This window comes from Pantoea nemavictus, assembly GCF_037479095.1.
Taxonomy (GTDB): Bacteria; Pseudomonadota; Gammaproteobacteria; order Enterobacterales; family Enterobacteriaceae; genus Pantoea; species Pantoea nemavictus.
The window spans coordinates 163,881-182,525 of record NZ_JBBGZW010000002.1 but is presented as its reverse complement, the minus strand read 5'-3'; the positions used below and the strand labels follow the sequence as shown (position 1 = coordinate 182,525).

The window sequence follows — 18,645 nt, the reverse complement described above, 5'->3', positions numbered from 1 at the left end:
GGATGCGAACAGGCACCAAAACCGCGCTGCTCTTGGCACTCTTTGCGCTGTATTACCTGATCCCGATAGAATTCCGCGCCTTATGGCAGCCGGATGAAACCCGCTATGCCGAAATCAGCCGCGAAATGTTGTTCAGCGGTAATTGGGTGGTACCGCACTTCTTTGATTTACGCTATTTCGAGAAGCCGATTGCCGGTTATTGGGTGAATAATCTCGGCCAACTGCTGTTCGGACACAGTAACTTTGGCGTACGCGCCGGCGCGATTTTTAGCACCACGTTAAGTGCGCTACTGATCTACTGGCTGGGTATGCAGATGTTTGCCCGTCGCCAAATCGCACTGAGCGGCAGCGTTATTTTCCTGACATCGCTATTAGTATACGGCGTGGGAACCTATGCGGTGCTTGACCCGATCCTGCTGCTGTGGCTGGTAGCGGCGATGTGCAGTTTTTGGCTGGCCGCCCAGGCGCAGAACACGCAGCAGCGCTTATGGGGTTATGTGCTGCTCGGCGCCGCCTGCGCCATGGGTTTCATGACCAAAGGTTTTCTCGCGCTGGCGGTGCCGGTGCTGGCAATTCTCCCCTGGGCCATTTGGCAGCGTCGTTTTACTGAGCTGTTACGCTGGGGTCCGCTGACTATCGTGGTTGCCGCGCTGCTCAGCTCGCCGTGGGCGCTGGCAATCAATCAGCAAGAAGGCGATTTCTGGCACTACTTCTTCTGGGTTGAGCATATTCAGCGTTTCGCCGAGGCGGATGCGCAGCACAAGGCGCCATTCTGGTACTACCTTCCGGTGCTGCTGGCGGGATGTCTGCCGTGGCTGGCGCTGCTGCCAGGATCGCTGATGGGGGCGTGGCGCCAGCGCAGTCAGCATGCCGGAACGGTGTATCTGCTGAGCTGGGTGCTGCTGCCACTGCTGTTTTTCAGTATCGCCAAAGGCAAACTGCCAACCTATATTCTGCCGTGCTTCGCCCCGCTGGCGTTGTTAATGGCGCACTATGCGCACAGCGGATCGGCGCAGGTGATGAAAGCGCTCAGAGTGAATGGATGGATTAACCTGCTGTTCGGCGCGCTTACCACACTGGTGTTATTGGTGGTGCTGGCGCCCTGGGGCGTGGCACATCGGCCGGTTTACAGCAGCGATGAAATCAGCGGAGTGATCTGTGCGGCGCTCATCTTTATCGCATGGGGCGTGATGGGCTGGCTGAGCCGCAAACCGCAGCAGGGCCGCTGGCAGTTAGCCGCGCTCTGTCCGCTGGCGCTGGCGCTGCTGGTTGGTTTTGCTATCCCACACAAGGTGCGCGACTCAAAACAGCCGCAGAGCTTTGTCAGTGCGGTGCATGACCAACTGGCATCCAGCCGTTATCTGCTGGCAAATAATCCTGGCGTGGCATCGGCGGTTGCGTGGGAGCTGCAGCGCAGCGATATCAATTTCTATGATGCGAAAGGTGAGTTGCAATATGGCCTGAGCTATCCGGATGCGCAGTCGCATTATATTGATGCAGATGACTTTGCCGACTGGCTTCGCGTGCATCGTCGTCAGGGGCGGGTTTCGTTGGTGTTGATGATGAGTTCGAGTGACAGCACGCCGGACAAAAACTTACCGCAACCCGATGACGTCTATCGTCAGGGGCGGCTGGTTTATTACGGCTACGATGCGAAACCATGAATCTACTGCTGATTTTATTAGTAAGCGTGCTGAGTTGCGCCGCCCAGCTTTGCCAAAAGCAGGCGGCACATTTGGGCCTTCAACGCGGTAAAAAACGCCTGCTGATGTGGATCGCCCTGAGCATACTGCTACTCGGCGCGGCAATGTTGTTGTGGTTGATGGTGCTGCGCGTTGTGCCGGTCAGCGTTGCTTATCCGATGCTGAGCCTTAATTTTGTGTTAGTGGCTGTATCCGCGCGGCTGATATGGCGGGAAATGTATAGCGTGCAGCAGTGGATCGGTACCCTGGCGATTGTCGCCGGCGTGGCGCTAATGGGAAGTCATCTATGAAAGGGCTGACGCTGGCGCTGTGCAGCGTGTTACTGGTGTCGTTGGCGCAGTTGGTTCTGCGCCTGGCGATGCTCGATCTCCCGCCGTTTAGGGAGATATTGCAGATGCAACACCTGAAGCCGCTGCTGTTACTCGCCACCGGCCTCGGCGCCTATGCGCTGTCGATGCTGTGCTGGATGCTAGCGTTGCGTCATCTGCCGCTGAATCGACTCTATCCATTACTGAGTTTGAGCTATGTGCTGGTTTGGCTGGCCGCGATTTCATTACCAACATTTGGAGAAAACTTCCGCTGGAGCAGCTTTGCGGGCGTAATGCTGATCGTGCTGGGGTTGCTGCTGGTGTCGTTACCGAAACGAAGCTAAGCCCTTTTCATAGTGGGATAGGATTCAGCCCGTAACCCGCAGATGCTTTTCCCCTAAATCCGCCAACGCAGCCGCGCCCAGCATGCCTAAATCACGACTGATCTCGCTGATAATCAAGTCAATCGCCAGGTTTACCCCCGCCGCGCCGCCCACGGCGCAGGCATAATTAAAGGGCCGTCCAACAAAGCAGGCTTGCGCGCCCAGCGCGATGGCTTTTATCGCATCGGTACCGCGCCGAATGCCGCTATCAAACATCACCGTCATATCTCCGACGGCCTCAACAATCTCCGGCAAAACGTAGAGTGGCGGAATCACGGTATCGAGCTGGCGCCCGCCATGATTGGAGACCACAATCCCATCGATGCCGATAGCTTTACAGCGCAGCGCATCGGTACGACTGAGAATACCTTTGATCACCATGGCGCCCGGCCAGCGGGCGCGAATGTGTTCAATATGCTGCCAGGTTAAATGGCTTCGGCCGCTGAAATCCCGCACCGCGTTTTTCGAAAAAAGCGGTGCGCCACGCTGCGCGCTATTGTTCTCGAAATAGGGCATGCCGGTTTTTAGCACCGTCTTTAGCAAGGTGCCGGTTAACCAGCGTGGATGCGTGATGCCCTCCCACGCCAGCCGCAGGCTGGGACGGAACGGCGTAGCGAAACCGGCGCGCACGTTATTTTCGCGGTTGGCTTTGACGGGCGTATCTACGGTGATGACCAGCACCGGAATGTCTGCGCGTTTTACCCGATCGATCAGGGCATCAATCTCTTCCAGCGTTTTCGGTAGATAGGCCTGGAACCACATGTTGGGATTGACCTGCGCCACATCTTCCAGCCGCGTAAGCGAGGAGCCACTCATAATAAACGGCACATTTTTCTCCTTTGCGCAGCGTGCCAGCGTAATGTCCCCATCAAAACCGGTTAAGGCAGAAATGCCCATCGGCGCTATACCCACCGGTGCGGCGTAGCGATGGCCAAATAGTTCAACGTGGACGTTGCGCTGCGACACATCCACCATATTTTCCGGAATCAGGCTGTAACGCGCGTAGGATGCGAGCGTATTGCGTAGCGCAATATTGTCTTCGACGCCGCCCGAAACATAGGCGAAGAGCGGATGCGGCAGATGACGTTGGGCGTACTTTTCGAAGTCATTCAGGGATAGACAACGCGACAGCATATTGCGCATGGAGATAGCGATCCGATTAGGCGAGAGATGCAGGAAAATGTTGAAAATAAAGGATATTGCATCGGCGAACTTTTACAAATCCATAAACCGGCAATGCTTCTGCGAAAAATGCATAAGTAAAAACTGCAGAGCGGCAAGTCGCCGCTCTGTCAGGATATCAATGCTGTTGCCACTGATGATATTCGCCGTTGCGGCGACCTGGCGCAGTTTCGGGCAACCGCAGTAAACCAATGACCGAAATAACCCCCAACACCGCGACATACAGCGCTAAACCATACCAATGCCCCTCGGTCATTTGCAGAATTTTAACCGCCACTAATCCCAGCACGCCGCTGCCAATTAATGAACCGACTTGCCAGATCACTGCGATGCCGCTGCAGCGAATGTGAGTAGGGAAGAGCTCCGGGAACCAGGATGCTTGCGGCGCGTAACACATGCTGTGGCCCAGCGTCAGCGCGATGATCATGGCGATCTGCGTCAACCAATAGCTGTTTTGCTGCAGGGCGAGGAAGAACGGCACAATGGCGATGACGATCAGCAGCGCACCCATCATATACACCGGCTTACGGCCAATTCTGTCTGACAGTGCGCCCATCAGTGGAATGGCAAAGACTTCAAGAATGACCGCCACAATCATGCTGTTCATCAGAATGCCGGAATCCAGGTTATTGGCTTTGCCCCATGCCAGAATAATCACGGTAAACAAAGCAAACGCACAGGCTTCAATCAGTTTGGCCGCCACGCCATTGATCACCAAACGCGGATTGCCACGAATCACCTCTTTTAAAGGACGCGACTCCGCAGCTTTGGTTTCCCGGATGGCGGCAAATACCGGTGACTCATCAATGCGCAGGCGGATGAACAAACCGACAATGACCAGCAACGCACTCAACAGAAACGGCACGCGCCAGCCCCAATCCATCATTTGATCTGACGACAGCGTCGCGTTGAGGATCGCGAAGAGCGCCAGCGGCAGTAGAAAACCAACCGGAGCGCCAATTTGCACCCAGCTGGCGAAGAAGCCGCGACGGGCGGGCTGCGCATACTCCGCCGTCATCAATACGGCGCCAGCTTGTTCACCCCCCACGCCAAAGCCCTGCAACAGACGAATCAAAATCAGCAGCACCGGCGCCCAGATACCGATCTTTTCGTAGGTCGGCAGTAAGCCGATGCAAAACGTTCCGAGTCCGACAATCAGAATGGTGGCGACCAGCGCTTTTTTTCGTCCTACTTTATCGCCGATATGGCCAAAAACGATGCCGCCAATCGGGCGAGCGAGAAACCCGACCGCATAGGTGGCAAACGCGGCAAGGGTGCTGATGAGCGGATCGTGGCTCGGAAAGAAAAGGTGGCCGAAAAACAGCACGGCCGCCGTGCCGTAAGCAAAGAAATCATAGTATTCGGCTGCAGTACCAATTGCGGATGCACTGGCGACGCGCTTAATCAGTGAAGTGTTATCTTTCTCGGTGGCTGGCGTTTGCGTAATGGTTGTCGATGCCATGGGGTAAATCCCTGCGCTATAAATGTTCTACTACCATACAAGGGTGTTTACCAGGATGTTGCGAATATGATCACAGATCGTAAGAGACAAAATGAGGTGCGAAAGTGATTGCGGATAGATGTCGTTGCGGCCTAATGCAGCGTGTGTTTTCAAAACCCTGTTATTTGAGACTTCTAATTAATATCGACTACACAGCGCCTCGAAATGTGCATTATTAATTATGCATACAACTATATATAGCAACCTGAAAATTTAAGCTTTTAACTTCAATTTATTCTGGTCCTATTTATTGCTCTATTTAACTGATCTGCCACAACTTGGTTTCTCTACCTGAGCAGTTGTTAACTGCTGAATCACAACGGTAAATTCTTAATTTGACTTAATTTTATCTTGTTCTCTTATCCCGATCTGGACGTTTTCTTTACAAAGTGTTGTGATACCGCAGTTCAGAACTCTACATATTTATATTTTCAATATCACTTTCTAAAAAAAACGTCATGCCTGGCGGCGTTTCGCCGTGCCGAAAATTTTATTTTCTCTCTGGAGGAAAGGATGTTGTTTAAATTAAAACCCCTTGTTATTAGCCTGCTGGCCGCGCAGGGCATGATGTATCCCGCGGCGCAAACTTCAGCCGCTATTATTCAGCCATTTACGCCTGAAAAGAGTGACAACAAAGCTGGCGTATTTTGCGTGTGTAATGGCAGCACACAATCGTTGACCGGCTTACCGCAGTTTACCCCGGGTAAAAGCGCTGAAGTGGCAACCACCCTGGGTCAGTTACAAGACGAGGGGCGCATCTTTACCGACAGCTTAACCGGTAAAGAGCGCCTATCGCTCGGGTCGCAAAATTATGACGTGCTGGTTTCGGATGTCGCCAACGGCCTTTATAGCCACTACGCAACCTATGATTCGGCCGCGCTGCGTAATCTGGCCCCCATTAGCCTTAATCAAGCCGTAACCGATTATGAAGATGTGACCGATCAGCAATATCTCAACGCCCGCGTTGCATCAGTGAGTAACGGCACCATCAATGTTCAACTTGGCACGACCGGCGCATCCACCACAGCCAACGGTTGGGAGATGGCAGCCAAGCAGAGTCGGCTGTTTACCGCCATGAGCAGCGGCAATATGAACTGGGATAGCGACAATCGCGTTGATTTCAGCGCCATCCAGGCTCCAGCTGGTGCGCGCTGGGCTTACAGTGACGATGCGTTGGTGAACTACCGCGGCAATTTCACGGTTACCACCAAAGATGGCAAGGTGACGAATTTCAATGTCAGCAATGTGAGCGAGCTCCAGCGCTATAATGATTGGCTGATCGCTCAGTTACAGAGCGCGAATCTCGATCCTGCCACTTACAACAGCGAATTTGATAAAGCCTTTAGCTTCACCAGCGGCAGCGTGGTATGGGCGCTGAACACCCGCGATCCTGACGATGAAGTACTGAAACCGATCGGTGAACGCGTGGTGCTGAGTGCCGATGGCCCCAAAGCCACTGCGACCATCAATGCCGGTAAAACGCTGGAAGTGGTCAACGCGAATGGCGGCGCAATGCGCGCGGATAACGGCGCTACGGCCACCATTAATGGCACGTTATCCAGCAGCGGCAACCGGCTCACCGACAACAATGCGTTGGTGTTAACCAACGGCAGTCGCGGCACCAATAACGGCGTAATTAACGGTGGCTTCCTCAATAATGCCGATGGCAGCGGGGTGGATAGCCGCACGCTGGGCTATAACGCGGCGACCGTCGAAGTCAACAACAGCCGTTTTACTAATAATGGCGTGCTCAATCATGCGCTATCAGACGGCTCAAGCGCCATCACCTTGCGTGATGGCAACGCGGTAAATAATGGCACCCTCAATCTTGGGGTCACCGAAACGGTGGGAACTGGCAGCAGCGCAGGCGTGGTGATGGGCGGTACCACCTCGAGCTTCACCAACAACGGCACGCTGTATATTGGCCGCACGCCGCAAAGCAGTGCCACCGACGTCACCACAGACGTCGCGATCAACCAGAGCGGCGGCACGCGCGGCATGACGCAGCTGTTTGACTCCAGCGCGGTGAATAACGGTCATATCGTGATCGGTTCTTTGGTGCAAAATGCCACGGCGATGCGCGTTGAAAACGCACCCGATGCCGTGACGCTCAACAATGGCATCATCGATGTTAACGGTCGCGCGCAGTTTAAGCCGGCAGAAAACATCGCTATGCAGGTGATCAATTCCGGCAGCGGCGGCCAGGTAGGCAATGCAGGGATCATCAATCTTAACGGGGACAACAGCACCGGTCTCAAAATCACCGCTACGCCGGGTAATAGCGCGCATGCGTGGTCAACCGGGGCGATCAACGTTAGCGGCGATGCTGACGCCGCTAACGGCACGCGCAATACTGCAGTGTGGGTAACGGGCGAGGATGGCGGCGCCACGTCTGCCGATCTCAGCGGGCCGATCACTCTTAGCGGTGAAGCGGCGATCGGTATTCGCGCCGAAGGCAATGCCACGGTAAACGTAGCACCAAGCGCGGTGCCCATCTCCGGTAGCGGGCAGTATCAAATCAATTTTCTGGCTATTGGCCCGGATGCCAAAATCAATTTGCCCAGTAACGGTCAATACGGCGTTTCCAGCGGGTACTCGACTATTTTTCGCTATCAGGATGGTGCAGATTTTGATGGCAGCGGCATGACGCTAACACCTGATGCATCCTTCTCTACTGGCGTGATTGGCAGCGGCGAGGGCACGGATATCAATACCCATGGCGCAAGATTAAATATTGGTGGTTATTCCACGGGTGTGGTGGTTGAAGGGGGCGCGCAGGGAACGATCGATGCGGCGACACAGTTGAACTTCGGCAATTATAATAGCCTCGCGGCGCTGGTTGATGGCAACAAACACGATCTCACCGGCTACATCACCAATAGTCTTACGCATCCTTTCAGCAATACCAGCCTGACCAACCATGCGGCCATGCGCAGCGATTTTGATCGTCAGATGGGCTTGATTGCGCAAAACCAGGCGCAGTTGGTCAACACCGGTAATATCGCGTTTGGCGGAAGCGATACGATTGGGATTCAGTCGCTTTGGGGCGCCAATGTCACCAATAGTGGTGATATCAGCGTGACAAATGGCAGCACCGCGCTATATGCGCAAGGTTATTCGTTCAGCGATCCGCTGGCTGCAACCATCAACAACAGCGGAACACTGAACGTCACCGCAGGTAATGCGCCCGGTTATGCGCCATCGCACGGCATATTGGGCGTGGGCGACAATGTGGAGATTAACCAAAACGGCACCATTAATGTGTACGGCAGTAATGCAGTGGCGGCGGAATTATCCGGCGGCGGGCTGTTAAGGCTGGGGGAAAATAGCAAAGTCGTTTTCCATGACACGAATCAGACGGGTTATGTCTCAACGGCGGCTTTCGCTAATATCGTCAGCAGCGGCGGGCAAACCGATGTCAGCACTGCGGGATCGACTTTATATCGGTTGGCGGCTGGCAGCATTTTCTATCCCCTGCAACCGGCGGCAATTACTTTGAGCGGTGCGAATACCACCGGGATCGACGCCAGCGGCGTGGGCACCACACTATTTGGTAGCGATCAATATAACGTCACTGGCGAAGGAGCCACGGCGGTGCGTGGCTCAGAGGGCGCATACGGCTCGGTGAATAACGCCATCACCTTGAGCGGAAATCACACCACTGGGGTGGCGACCGACAGCGGCGGTGCGAACCTGTATCTCACGGCACCGATCACCGGTTCTGGTGACAACGTCACGGCATTAAGCAGCGGCAACGGCGCCCGCGTGCAAAACTTCAGCACAATCGATCTGTTAGGCAATAACAGCACCGGTGCGCACCTCTATGCGGGTGGCAACTTTATCAACGCGGGCAATGTGCACGTAGCCAATGGGGTTGGCGTTGATGTCAGCACCGGCTACGGCCAATACACGCAGATGAGCGGTCAATTGCAGGTAGATAATGGCAGCGCGTTACGCGTGGGTAATGGCGGGGTGCTAAATATCGTCGGAGATGGTGCCGATGATTATTTCAATTACACCAGTACCACTTTTGCCAATAACCATGCCGATACGGTTTTACTGGATCGCGGTGCAAGCGGTTTTATCGCCGACCACGTGGTACTCAGCGCTAACAAAGGTAATGTGATCAACAACCGCGCAGAGACCAGCAATATTTCACTTAACCGGGTGCGGCTGGATATTAACGGCGGCACCGGGATTCGCTCCGCCACCTCATTTGATGAAGGCGGCAGTGCTTATATCAATGTCACGGGCAGCGGCACGGGCTATCTGTTTGCCAATGAAGATGGCTCAACCACCAGCAATGATTTGGTGATCGGACCTGATTACTACATGTTTGTTTCCGGTGATAGCACGGGCGTGCGCGCTAACACCAGCGGCAAAGTGATCACTGAAGGCACCATTGCGGTCTATGACCAAAATGGAGGTTCAGCAATCGTCACCAGTACCGCCAGCGAAGTGATCAACCGTGGCGGCATCATCTCGCTGAGCACGGTATCGCCCATCATCGACTTACGCGGTGGCCAATCGGTGTTTATCAACGAGGGCAATATCAGCGCGCCATTCCCCGAAACCGTTATCGTGGCGGGCGGGGCGACTAACGATCAATTCGCTTTGCTGTCCGGCAAGGTAGTCGGTGACGTCAATACCGGCAACGGTAATGACACACTGCAACTCTCCGGTGGCACTCTTGATGGCAGCCTGACGATGGGCAGCGGCAGCAATCAGGCGCTGGTAGAGAATGTCAGCCTTGCCAACACGCGCCATATCACCACTGGAAACGGTGCCGGCAGCACGCTGAGCTTTAATCAGATAACGGCACGTGGCGGTTCGCTGGCGGCAGACGATCTCAGCAAAGGTACGAATCTTGGCAGCGGCTGGAGCACCATCAACTTCGCCAATACGCAATGGACGCTCACCGACAACCTCAAACTGGCGCACAGCACCATCAATATTGGCGCAGGATCGACGCTATTTGCCGGCGACGGCGTGAATCCGCTGCTGAGCGGCGCCACTGACGACTCGCTGGTAGTGAATAATGCCGGCACGCTGGATCTCACCAACGGCAGCGGCGCGCCTGGCAACACCCTGACGATTGATGGCGATCTGGCCTCCAGCGGCGGACGCGTGAAGCTGAATACGCAAATCGCAGCGGGCGGATCCAGCGACACCCTGCGCGTGAACGGCAATACCCGTGGCACCACTTTGCTTGATGTCACGCCAGTGGCAGCCAGTGCGGCAATCCTCACGCCAGAACAAGGCATCTCACTGGCGCAGGTGAGCGGCACGGCCAGCGCCAGCAGTTTTGTGCTGAGCAACGATTATGTGGCAAGCGGTCCGTGGCAATATGGGCTGTACGGAACACAAAACGCGGCCGCATGGAATTATCGCCTGGCAAACAATTTTATTACGGATGCGGCAGGTAGCGTGGTGCGGCCGCAGGTGACGCCGCAGATGCCCGCGTATATCTCTGCGCCGGTTGGATTGGCATATTACAACATGGCGGTCATGGACGATCTGCATAAGCGTCTTGGCGAGCTGCGTTCAGATAGTAGTGCCGCCAGCGGTGAAATGTTTATCCGTTATCTCGGTTCAAACCTGAAGTACAAAACTAATCGCGATGTTAGCCAATACGGCTATGACTTTGACCTTGATTACAGCGCGGTTCAGCTCGGCGGCAATCTGCTGTATCTGCAGGGCGCCAACGACAGCTTGCGGGCGGGTGTGGCTTACACGCGCGGTAATGCGCGTATCCGCCCCGATGCAGTCGATGGCTACAGCTCGACCAGCTTTGATAACGACACCTTGTCGCTGTATGCAACCTGGCTGCGCGACAGCGGTTTGTATCTTGATGGCGCGCTGTCGTTTGACTGGCATCGCGGCGACACCGACATTGCCCGGCAAAAAGAGGTCGGCAAGCTTAAAGGCAACGGCTGGGGCGCCTCGCTGGAAAGCGGTTATCCATGGCAGTTTGCCAACGGCATCCGCCTCGAACCGCAGGCGCAGCTGATGTATTTGCAGCTGAACATGGATGATGTGGTCGATCGCGATAACACCCGCGTGAGCTGGGGCAATTACGATCAAACCATTGGCCGCGTGGGTGCGCGTCTCGATCGCACCTGGCAGGATCAGGCCGGTCAGCAATATACGCCCTATTTGCGGACCAGCTATACGCGCGGTTGGGGCGGATCGGCGACTACGCGCGCCGGTGCCAGCGGTGCGCCAGACAGCGTGCGCTTTGACAGCGGCAAGTTCGGTCAGATGTGGGATATTGGCCTGGGCGGCACGGCAACGCTGAAAAGTGATGTATCGCTGTATGCGGAAGCGGATTACCGCCAGGAGATTGACGGTAATGGTGCTAAAGGCTGGCGTTATAATGCGGGAGTACGCTGGATGTTTTAATTTAGGCGTATTGTTTTCAGGTGCGCATCAATGCGCACCCTACGAAACTCATCCGTGCATACTATGATAACCGCGCTGTTCTTCTGAAGGGTCGCCATTCACAGCGACCTTTTTATTTATTGCCAATCCAAAACCGCTTAAATAACTATCTTCCCGCCTGATGCAATTCCATCAAAATAAAAATCGCAAAATGCTTGAACTCACATTTCGGAAATTATATTTCAAGTAAAAATTAACATGAAATAAAAATGTCGATAGCGTAAATGTTCTGTTTTGTTCTGCCGTATTTCCTTAAGCATTTTTTACCAGGAGGTATTATGGAAAGAGAACTTTTTATATCGACCAACACGGCATCAGGCCCAAATAGCATCACGCGAACTGAACCTTTTGTTAAAATTATTGCGCTGGTCGCGACGCTGGGTGGGTTACTGTTTGGCTACGATACCGGCGTAGTATCGGGAGCTTTACTGTTTATGCGTGACGATCTACAGCTCACGCCTTTTACCACCGGATTAGTCACCAGTTCACTGCTGTTTGGCGCCGCCTTTGGTGCACTGCTTGCTGGCCATTTTGCTGATGCATGGGGCCGCCGCAAGATTATCATCTCTCTGGCCTTTATCTTCGCGCTTGGCGCCATCGGTTCGGCCTTCGCACCCGATGTCATCTCAATGATCGCTTCACGACTGTTTCTGGGCATCGCCGTCGGCGGCGCGGCGGCTACGGTGCCGGTGTATATCGCAGAGATCGCACCGGCAAACAAACGTGGCCAGCTGGTGACCTTACAGGAGCTGATGATCGTCTCGGGCCAGCTGTTGGCTTACGTTTCCAACGCCACCTTTAATGAAATCTGGGGCGGCGAACACACCTGGCGCTGGATGATTGCCATTTCCACCGTGCCAGCGGTACTGCTGTGGTTTGGCATGATCTTCATGCCGGAGAGCCCACGCTGGCATGTGATGCGCGGTAATAACAACGAAGCCCGCAAAGTTCTGGAGAAAACGCGTGCGGCCGATGATGTCGATTGGGAACTGGAGGAAATTGAAGAGACCCTCGAAGAGAACCGGCAGCAGGGCAAAGGCCGCCTGCGCGATCTGCGCACACCGTGGCTGCGCAAAGTATTCCTGCTCGGGATTGGTATTGCCGCGATCCAGCAACTTACCGGCGTCAATACCATCATGTATTACGCACCGACCATGCTCACGGCAACCGGTCTAAGCAACGATGCAGCGCTGTTTGCCACTATCGCCAACGGCGTGATTTCTGTCGTGATGACGCTGGTTGGTATCTGGCTGATTGGCAAAATTGGCCGTCGCCCGCTGGTGCTGGTCGGTCAGATGGGCTGCACCGCTTGCCTGTTTTTAATCGCTGCCGTGTGCTTCTTCATGCCGGAATATCATCAGGCGGGTGAGGTCAATCTGCTGCGTGCTTATCTGGTGTTAGCGGGCATGTTGATGTTCCTGTGCTTCCAGCAAGGTGCGCTGTCGCCGGTCACCTGGCTGCTGCTGTCGGAGATTTTCCCCGCGCGCATGCGTGGTATCTGCATGGGCGGCGCGGTGTTTGCACTGTGGATGGCTAACTTTGCCATATCGATGGCGTTCCCGCTGCTGCTGGCGGCGTTTGGTCTGGCAGGCGCTTTCTTAACCTTTGCCGTGATTGGCATTGGCGGTTCGATGTTCGTGCTGCGCACGATTCCGGAAACCAAGGGACGCAGCCTGGAACAGGTCGAGCACTATTTCCATGAGTTGTATAAATGATGGTGCAATGATGTAAATCCATCAAAGTTCTGGCAGAGCAGCATAAAAAGATAGCTTATTATCGCCAGATGTCGTCGCGTCACAACAAAACAGAAATCAAAACAACATCATTATTTCAGGATAGAACACACCATGACCTACAAAATAAGCCATGACCGACTGTGCGTTAATCGTAAAATTGCCCCTAACCTCAGCATTGAGCGTTTTTTCTCGCTGGTTGAACCGCTGGGTTTAAATAAAGTTGAAATCCGTAATGATATGAAAAGTGGCCGCGTGACCGATAATTTATCCGCTGAGGAAGTGCGTGATCTCGCGACTCAACATGCTTTCACCATCGAAACGATTAATGCAGTTTATCCGTTTAATCAATTAACCGATGAGGTACTGGAAAAAACGCGCGGCTTATTAAAAGACGCGCAAGCAACCGGTGCTAAAGCATTGGTACTTTGTCCATTGAATGATGGCACCGCTATTTCCCAGCAGCAAACCATAGACGCGTTGAAAACCCTCGCGCCGCTGTTTGCCGAATATGGCATTGCGGGTCTGGTCGAGCCGCTCGGCTTCCCACAAAGCTCACTGCGTTCTGCCGCGCTGGCACAACAGCTGATTAAGCAGGCTGGTGTACCGTTTAAAATCGTACTGGATACCTTTCATCACCACTTGTACGAAGGCGCTGAACAGGATTTCGCTGGCGGTATTGAGGTGAGCAACATCGGGCTGGTGCACTTGTCGGGTGTGACTGACGCGCGTCCAACGCATCTGCTCACCGACGAAGAGCGCATCATGCTGAGCGCTGATGATTTGCTGAAATCAAAACAGCAGGTGCAGCGTCTGGAAGAGAGGGGTTATCGCGGTATTTATGCCTTTGAACCTTTTTCTTCGGTGATGGAGGCATGGAGCGAAGAAGAGATTGCTCAGCAAATTAAATCCAGCATTGCTTACCTGAATGACTAACCTCCCCCTAAGGAACACTCAATGACGCTCAATATTGGTGTAATTGGCACGGGCGCGATCGGCCGCGAACACATTCGTCGTTGCAGCCAGGTGCTGCAGCATTCACGCGTGGTGGCGCTGAATGACATTAACCGCGCTAACTGCGAACAGATCATCAAGGATCTGGCCATTCAGGCCGAGATCTTCGACAACGCACACGACCTGATTAACGCGCCCGAGGTGCAGGCAATTCTGGTTACTTCGTGGGGGCCGACGCATGAAGAGTTCGTGCTCGCGGCGATCAAAGCGGGTAAAGCGGTGTTCTGTGAAAAACCCCTGGCGGTCACCGCGCAAGGTTGCATGAACATTGTTGAAGCCGAAATGGCAGCCGGTAAGCAGTTGGTGCAGGTTGGCTTTATGCGACCGTATGACAGCGGCTATCGCGCGCTGAAAGCGGTAATTGACAGTGGCGAGATTGGCGAACCGTTGATGCTGCACTGCGCGCACCGTAATCCCGAGGTGGGAGATTCATACACTACCGACATGGCGATCACCGATACGCTGATTCATGAGCTCGATGTGCTGCGCTGGTTACTAAAAGACGATTATGTCAGCGCGCAGGTGATCTATCCACGCACAACCCGTAAAGCCTCTGCGCATCTGAAAGATCCACAAATCGTGTTGCTGGAAACCGCCAAAGGTGTGCGCATCGACGTTGAAATCTTCGTCAACTGTGCTTACGGCTACGATATCCAGTGTGAAGTGGTGGGCGAAAGCGGTATTGCGCGGCTTCCTGAGCCGATGTCCGTGCAAACACGCAGCGCAGCGAAGCTCTCTACCCGCATTCTCACCGACTGGAAAAAGCGTTTCATCGATGCCTATGACGTGGAATTGCAGGACTTCATTAACAACGTGTTGTCCGGTGAGATGACCGGTCCTTCGGCGTGGGACGGTTACGCGGCGGCGGTCGCCGCCTATGCCTGCGTGGCGGCGCAAACCTCCGGTGACATCGTGCCGGTCACCATGCCGGCAAAACCTGCATTCTATCGCTGAGTTACTCTCCTCTCGCCAAACGCGCGTTCAGATTCAGCTGACGCGCGTTTTATCTGGTTACAAACTCTCTTCTTAGCGTTATCCCGTGTATCATCGCCGCCTTTAAGCTGTTTTGTAGGGAATAAGTGATGACGGAGATGACATTGTCCCGCCGCCAGCCTTCCGTTTGGTGGGGCGCGATGATTATTTGCGGCACCGTGGTGGGCGCCGGCATGTTTACGCTGCCGGTGGTGATGGCGGGTGCGTGGTTTGGCTGGGCAATGGTGCTGCTGCTGATCAGCTGGGGCGGCATGCTGCTATCCGGCTTACTGTTTATGCGCGTGAGCCTGACCTATCCGCCGGGCGCGGGCTACGATACCTTGACCAAAGATCTGCTGGGGCGCGGATGGGCAGCGCTCAATGGCCTCAGCATCTTGTTTGTACTCGGCATTCTCACCTACGCCTACATTTCCGCCAGCGGCCCGGTCTATCAACATTCACTTAACCAGGCGGGATTGCCCATCTCCACCGCTGAGGCGAAAATTTTGCTGGCCGTGTGTGTGGCGGCGGTGGTGTGGCTCGGCACCACCGGCGTCAGTCGTTTAATGACCTTCTGCGTACTGGCCAAAATTCTGCTGCTTATTCTGCTATTCGGCGGCTTGCTGACGCAGGTGAATGTTTCATCGCTGCTGAGCGCGCCAGCGGCCGGGGAACGTTACTGGCCGTATGCGCTGGGCGTACTGCCGTTTTGTCTCGCCTCGTTTGGCTATCACGGCAATATCACCGGGTTAGTCAGCTATTACGCCGGCAATAAAAAACACATCACGCGCGCTTTGGTATTGGGCACGCTGATGTCACTGGCTCTGTATCTGTTTTGGCTAACCAGCACCATGGGTAATCTGCCGCGCGCGGCGTTTCCCGCGATCGTGAAGCAGGGCGGCGATATCGCTGCGCTGATGGCGGCGCTGCGTGAACATCTGCACGTCAATGCGCTCTCGCTCATGATGTCGATCTTCTCGCATTTTGCAGTAATCGCCTCATTTCTGGGCGTCACCGCCGGACTGTTTGATTTCATCGCCGATCGCCTTAGCCTCGGTAATTCACCGGGGGCACGCCTGCAAACGGCGTGTCTGACATTCTTGCCGCCGCTGATGGCTTCGATCCTGTGGCCGCACGGATTTGTCGCGGCGATTGGTTTTGCCGGACTTTTTGCGACTTTGTGGGCGGTGTTTATTCCGGCGCTGCTGGCATGGAAGTCACAGCAGCGCTGTTCGCTGGCGGTGATATTACTGCTGGTATTTGGTGCGCTGAATATTCTCGCCTGGCTGCTGAGCTGGTTTCAACTGCTGCCGGCGTTCGGTGGGCGCTAACGAAAACAGAAGACAACGTCATCTAGAGGTTGTCTTCTGTTTTTTGGGGGAGTTAATCGCCTGAAGCGGCTAAAACCTTAAGTGCATGGGAGAAGAAATCGCGCCGGCCAAAATTACCCGATTTCAATGCCAGCGCCAGCGGGCGATCGCGCTGAGCAAACAGCGCCGGCACGCCGGGATCGATTTCGCGGCCAACCTGCAAACAACCTAAATCAAGCGCACTGACGACCGCACCCGACGTTTCTCCGCCGCCCACCACCAAACGCTGAATGCCCGCTTCATACACCAGCTTGCGTGCGCTGTCTCCAAACAGCTGATCAAGACGTTGTGAGATGTTGTGCTGACCAAACTGCTGCTGCGCTTGCCTCACGCTGGTCGGATCGCCCGATGAGTAAACCAGCGGGCAATCATCCTGATGCGCAAGGATAAAGTTCACCACGTCATCGGCGTGAATGCGTTGCGCCATCACATCCTGAATCTCTATCGCCAGCACCGCATGGTGTTTTTGGTGCTCCTCAATCTGCCCGCGCGTAGCGCCAGAACAGCTGCCCACCAGAATCGCACTGGGGCCAGCGATCGCGGGGAATTTACGGCTATCTCCCTGTGCCTTACCCGCACTGATAAAGTTGTGCGGTAAACCCAGTGCAATGCCCGAACCACCGCTGATCAGCCGCGCTTCCGCCGCCGCGACGCCGATAATCGTCAGGTCGTGGTCGCTCAGCGCATCGACAACCAGTAATTGCGGCTCATCTTCGCTGTAGGCTTGCAACGTCTCACGCAGTTGTTCACTGCCTTGTACCACCTGCTGCCAGCGAATGTGGCTGACGCGCGTGCGAGCCTGACGCGCCAGTAAGCGGCGAATATCAGCATCTTTCATCGGCGTGAGCGGATGATGTTCCATCCCGGACTCATTCAGTGGGCGATCGTGGACAAACAGATTGCCCTGATAAACCGTACGTCCCATGGCGGGGAACGCAGGACAAACAATGACGCGCCGCGCTTCTAAACGTGCGGCGAGTGCGTCCAGCACCGGGCCAATATTGCCGTCGTCGGTGGAGTCAAAGGTGGAGCAGTATTTAAACACGATCTGCGTACAGCCCTGATCCAATAACCATTCGCAGGCGGCCAATGATTGCTGCACCGCTTTTGCGGCGGGCAGGGAGCGCGACTTCAGGGCGATAACGCCGGCCTCAACGTCTGCCGTTGCAGGCTGTTGCGGTATGCCGAGATATTGCGTGGTATGTAAACCGCCTTCACCCGCCAATCCTTTCGATAACGTCACGGCAATATCGCTGGCACCGGTAAAATCATCGGCAATGACCCCAATCAGCATGATGCACCTCCGATGGCCAACTGCATTTTTTTCACTGCCGCGTGCGGCGCGGTTAACACGGGAATCGCCACCTGCTCACGCACAGCGGTTGCGGCTCGCGACGTTGAGAAGTGCGCCAGCATAATTACATCGCAGTGGCTCAGCTGGGGTGCGAACTCCGCCACTAAACGGTTGTGGTTGGTGACATCACCTTTACGCAGCAGATCGATAGCGTCCGGAACCAGCACGGTTTCCAGCGTCGCGTTTGAGCCAATTTGCGCGGCATAGTGGTTAAACTCATCGCACATGGTTACCAATGACGGTCCAAACGTGGCCAACATACCAATTCGCTCACCTTGCTGCAGTGCCGCTTCAAACATCGCTTCATTGGGTTTCAGCACCGGCACCGGCAGTGCTGCAGCGAGCTCATCAATCGCCGGGCCAAAAGCGGAGCAGGTCACCAGAATGCCCTGCGCATTCATCGCATAACCGTAACGGCCAAACGCCACAAAGCGATCGATCAGCGGGCGCGACAGCTGTTCCTCTTTGGCGCGATCGAGGGTCAAACCATCATCCAGTAAGTTCACCACTTCGGCTTCAGGCCAAAGATCGTTAAACGCTTCCTGAATAGGGGACATCGCCACCGGGGTGGCATGCAATAAAACTATGCGTTGGCTCATCATTCTCTCCGTCACCAGCGATACACAAGTGAATTACAGCACACCATACTTAATCTGAGATGAAAATGTAAGGGCTTACATTTGT

12 protein-coding genes are annotated in these 18,645 nt (G+C 54.8%); 8 read left to right on the top strand and 4 right to left on the bottom strand.

Annotated features, from left to right (window positions below; all coding sequences use genetic code 11):
- The first annotated feature begins 2 nt into the window (after positions 1 to 2).
- Genes arnT through arnF form a run of 3 tightly spaced genes read left to right on the top strand, consistent with a single transcriptional unit; the run spans position 3 to position 2,355 of the window.
- A complete protein-coding gene (gene arnT, locus WH298_RS20620; RefSeq protein ID WP_180823860.1) occupies positions 3 to 1,664 on the top strand; it encodes a lipid IV(A) 4-amino-4-deoxy-L-arabinosyltransferase in 1,662 nt (553 codons plus the stop codon).
- Positions 1,661 to 1,993 (top strand): 4-amino-4-deoxy-L-arabinose-phosphoundecaprenol flippase subunit ArnE, encoded by a 333-nt coding sequence (gene arnE, locus WH298_RS20615; protein WP_180823859.1) that lies wholly within the window; start codon positions 1,661 to 1,663, stop codon positions 1,991 to 1,993. Before arnT ends, arnE begins: the two co-directional genes overlap by 4 nt.
- Positions 1,990 to 2,355: a 4-amino-4-deoxy-L-arabinose-phosphoundecaprenol flippase subunit ArnF gene (gene arnF / locus WH298_RS20610; protein ID WP_180823858.1), complete on the top strand. Its 366-nt coding sequence runs from the start codon at positions 1,990 to 1,992 to the stop codon at positions 2,353 to 2,355. The genes arnE and arnF overlap by 4 nt, the downstream gene beginning before the upstream one ends.
- Positions 2,356 to 2,379: 24 nt before the next feature.
- Here arnF and WH298_RS20605 read toward each other — a convergent pair whose 3' ends face one another.
- On the bottom strand, positions 2,380 to 3,537 hold the full coding sequence (locus tag WH298_RS20605; protein ID WP_180823857.1) for an alpha-hydroxy acid oxidase: 1,158 nt from the start codon (positions 3,535 to 3,537) through the stop codon (positions 2,380 to 2,382).
- 157 nt (positions 3,538 to 3,694) lie between these two features.
- Positions 3,695 to 5,038 (bottom strand): MFS transporter, encoded by a 1,344-nt coding sequence (locus WH298_RS20600; protein WP_180823856.1) that lies wholly within the window; start codon positions 5,036 to 5,038, stop codon positions 3,695 to 3,697.
- A 552-nt stretch (positions 5,039 to 5,590) separates the two neighbouring features.
- Here WH298_RS20600 and WH298_RS20595 point away from each other — a divergent pair.
- The 5 genes from WH298_RS20595 (at position 5,591) to WH298_RS20575 (ending at position 16,568) form a co-directional block, all read left to right on the top strand.
- Entirely contained in the window at positions 5,591 to 11,479 is a 5,889-nt protein-coding gene (locus tag WH298_RS20595) for an autotransporter outer membrane beta-barrel domain-containing protein (RefSeq protein ID WP_238344496.1), read from the top strand.
- Between the two features lie 317 nt (positions 11,480 to 11,796).
- Positions 11,797 to 13,233, top strand: a complete 1,437-nt coding sequence (locus tag WH298_RS20590) for a sugar porter family MFS transporter (protein WP_180823855.1) — start codon at positions 11,797 to 11,799, stop codon at positions 13,231 to 13,233.
- A 132-nt stretch (positions 13,234 to 13,365) separates the two neighbouring features.
- Positions 13,366 to 14,187, top strand: coding sequence for a TIM barrel protein (locus WH298_RS20585; RefSeq protein ID WP_180823854.1), 822 nt, complete (start codon positions 13,366 to 13,368; stop codon positions 14,185 to 14,187).
- A 21-nt stretch (positions 14,188 to 14,208) separates the two neighbouring features.
- The gene (gene iolG / locus WH298_RS20580) at positions 14,209 to 15,219 is read left to right on the top strand and encodes a bifunctional inositol 2-dehydrogenase/D-chiro-inositol 1-dehydrogenase (protein WP_180823853.1); all 1,011 of its coding nucleotides are present in this window, start codon (positions 14,209 to 14,211) and stop codon (positions 15,217 to 15,219) included.
- A gap of 128 nt (positions 15,220 to 15,347) precedes the next feature.
- On the top strand, positions 15,348 to 16,568 hold the full coding sequence (locus WH298_RS20575; RefSeq protein ID WP_180823852.1) for an aromatic amino acid transporter: 1,221 nt from the start codon (positions 15,348 to 15,350) through the stop codon (positions 16,566 to 16,568).
- Between the two features lie 52 nt (positions 16,569 to 16,620).
- On the opposite strand, the gene otnK is transcribed toward WH298_RS20575, so the two are convergent.
- Together otnK and WH298_RS20565 are read right to left on the bottom strand one after the other, a co-directional pair.
- Positions 16,621 to 17,901 (bottom strand): 3-oxo-tetronate kinase, encoded by a 1,281-nt coding sequence (gene otnK / locus WH298_RS20570; RefSeq protein ID WP_180823851.1) that lies wholly within the window; start codon positions 17,899 to 17,901, stop codon positions 16,621 to 16,623.
- Positions 17,895 to 18,560, bottom strand: coding sequence for an aspartate/glutamate racemase family protein (locus tag WH298_RS20565; RefSeq protein WP_180823850.1), 666 nt, complete (start codon positions 18,558 to 18,560; stop codon positions 17,895 to 17,897). The genes otnK and WH298_RS20565 overlap by 7 nt, the downstream gene beginning before the upstream one ends.
- Between the last annotated feature and the right edge of the window lie 85 nt (positions 18,561 to 18,645).

Excerpts from the sequence above, each read along its gene's own strand:
- arnF (WP_180823858.1), top strand. The coding sequence starts at position 1,990 with ATGAAAGGGCTGACGCTGGCGCTGTGCAGCGTGTTACTGGTGTCGTTG.
- WH298_RS20605 (WP_180823857.1), bottom strand. The coding sequence starts at position 3,537 with ATGCGCAATATGCTGTCGCGTTGTCTATCCCTGAATGACTTCGAAAAG.
- WH298_RS20590 (WP_180823855.1), top strand. The coding sequence starts at position 11,797 with ATGGAAAGAGAACTTTTTATATCGACCAACACGGCATCAGGCCCAAAT.
- arnE (WP_180823859.1), top strand. The coding sequence starts at position 1,661 with ATGAATCTACTGCTGATTTTATTAGTAAGCGTGCTGAGTTGCGCCGCC.
- WH298_RS20565 (WP_180823850.1), bottom strand. The coding sequence starts at position 18,560 with ATGAGCCAACGCATAGTTTTATTGCATGCCACCCCGGTGGCGATGTCC.
- WH298_RS20585 (WP_180823854.1), top strand. The coding sequence starts at position 13,366 with ATGACCTACAAAATAAGCCATGACCGACTGTGCGTTAATCGTAAAATT.
- arnT (WP_180823860.1), top strand. The coding sequence starts at position 3 with ATGCGAACAGGCACCAAAACCGCGCTGCTCTTGGCACTCTTTGCGCTG.
- WH298_RS20595 (WP_238344496.1), top strand. The coding sequence starts at position 5,591 with ATGTTGTTTAAATTAAAACCCCTTGTTATTAGCCTGCTGGCCGCGCAG.
- iolG (WP_180823853.1), top strand. The coding sequence starts at position 14,209 with ATGACGCTCAATATTGGTGTAATTGGCACGGGCGCGATCGGCCGCGAA.
- WH298_RS20575 (WP_180823852.1), top strand. The coding sequence starts at position 15,348 with ATGACGGAGATGACATTGTCCCGCCGCCAGCCTTCCGTTTGGTGGGGC.
- WH298_RS20600 (WP_180823856.1), bottom strand. The coding sequence starts at position 5,038 with ATGGCATCGACAACCATTACGCAAACGCCAGCCACCGAGAAAGATAAC.
- otnK (WP_180823851.1), bottom strand. The coding sequence starts at position 17,901 with ATGCTGATTGGGGTCATTGCCGATGATTTTACCGGTGCCAGCGATATT.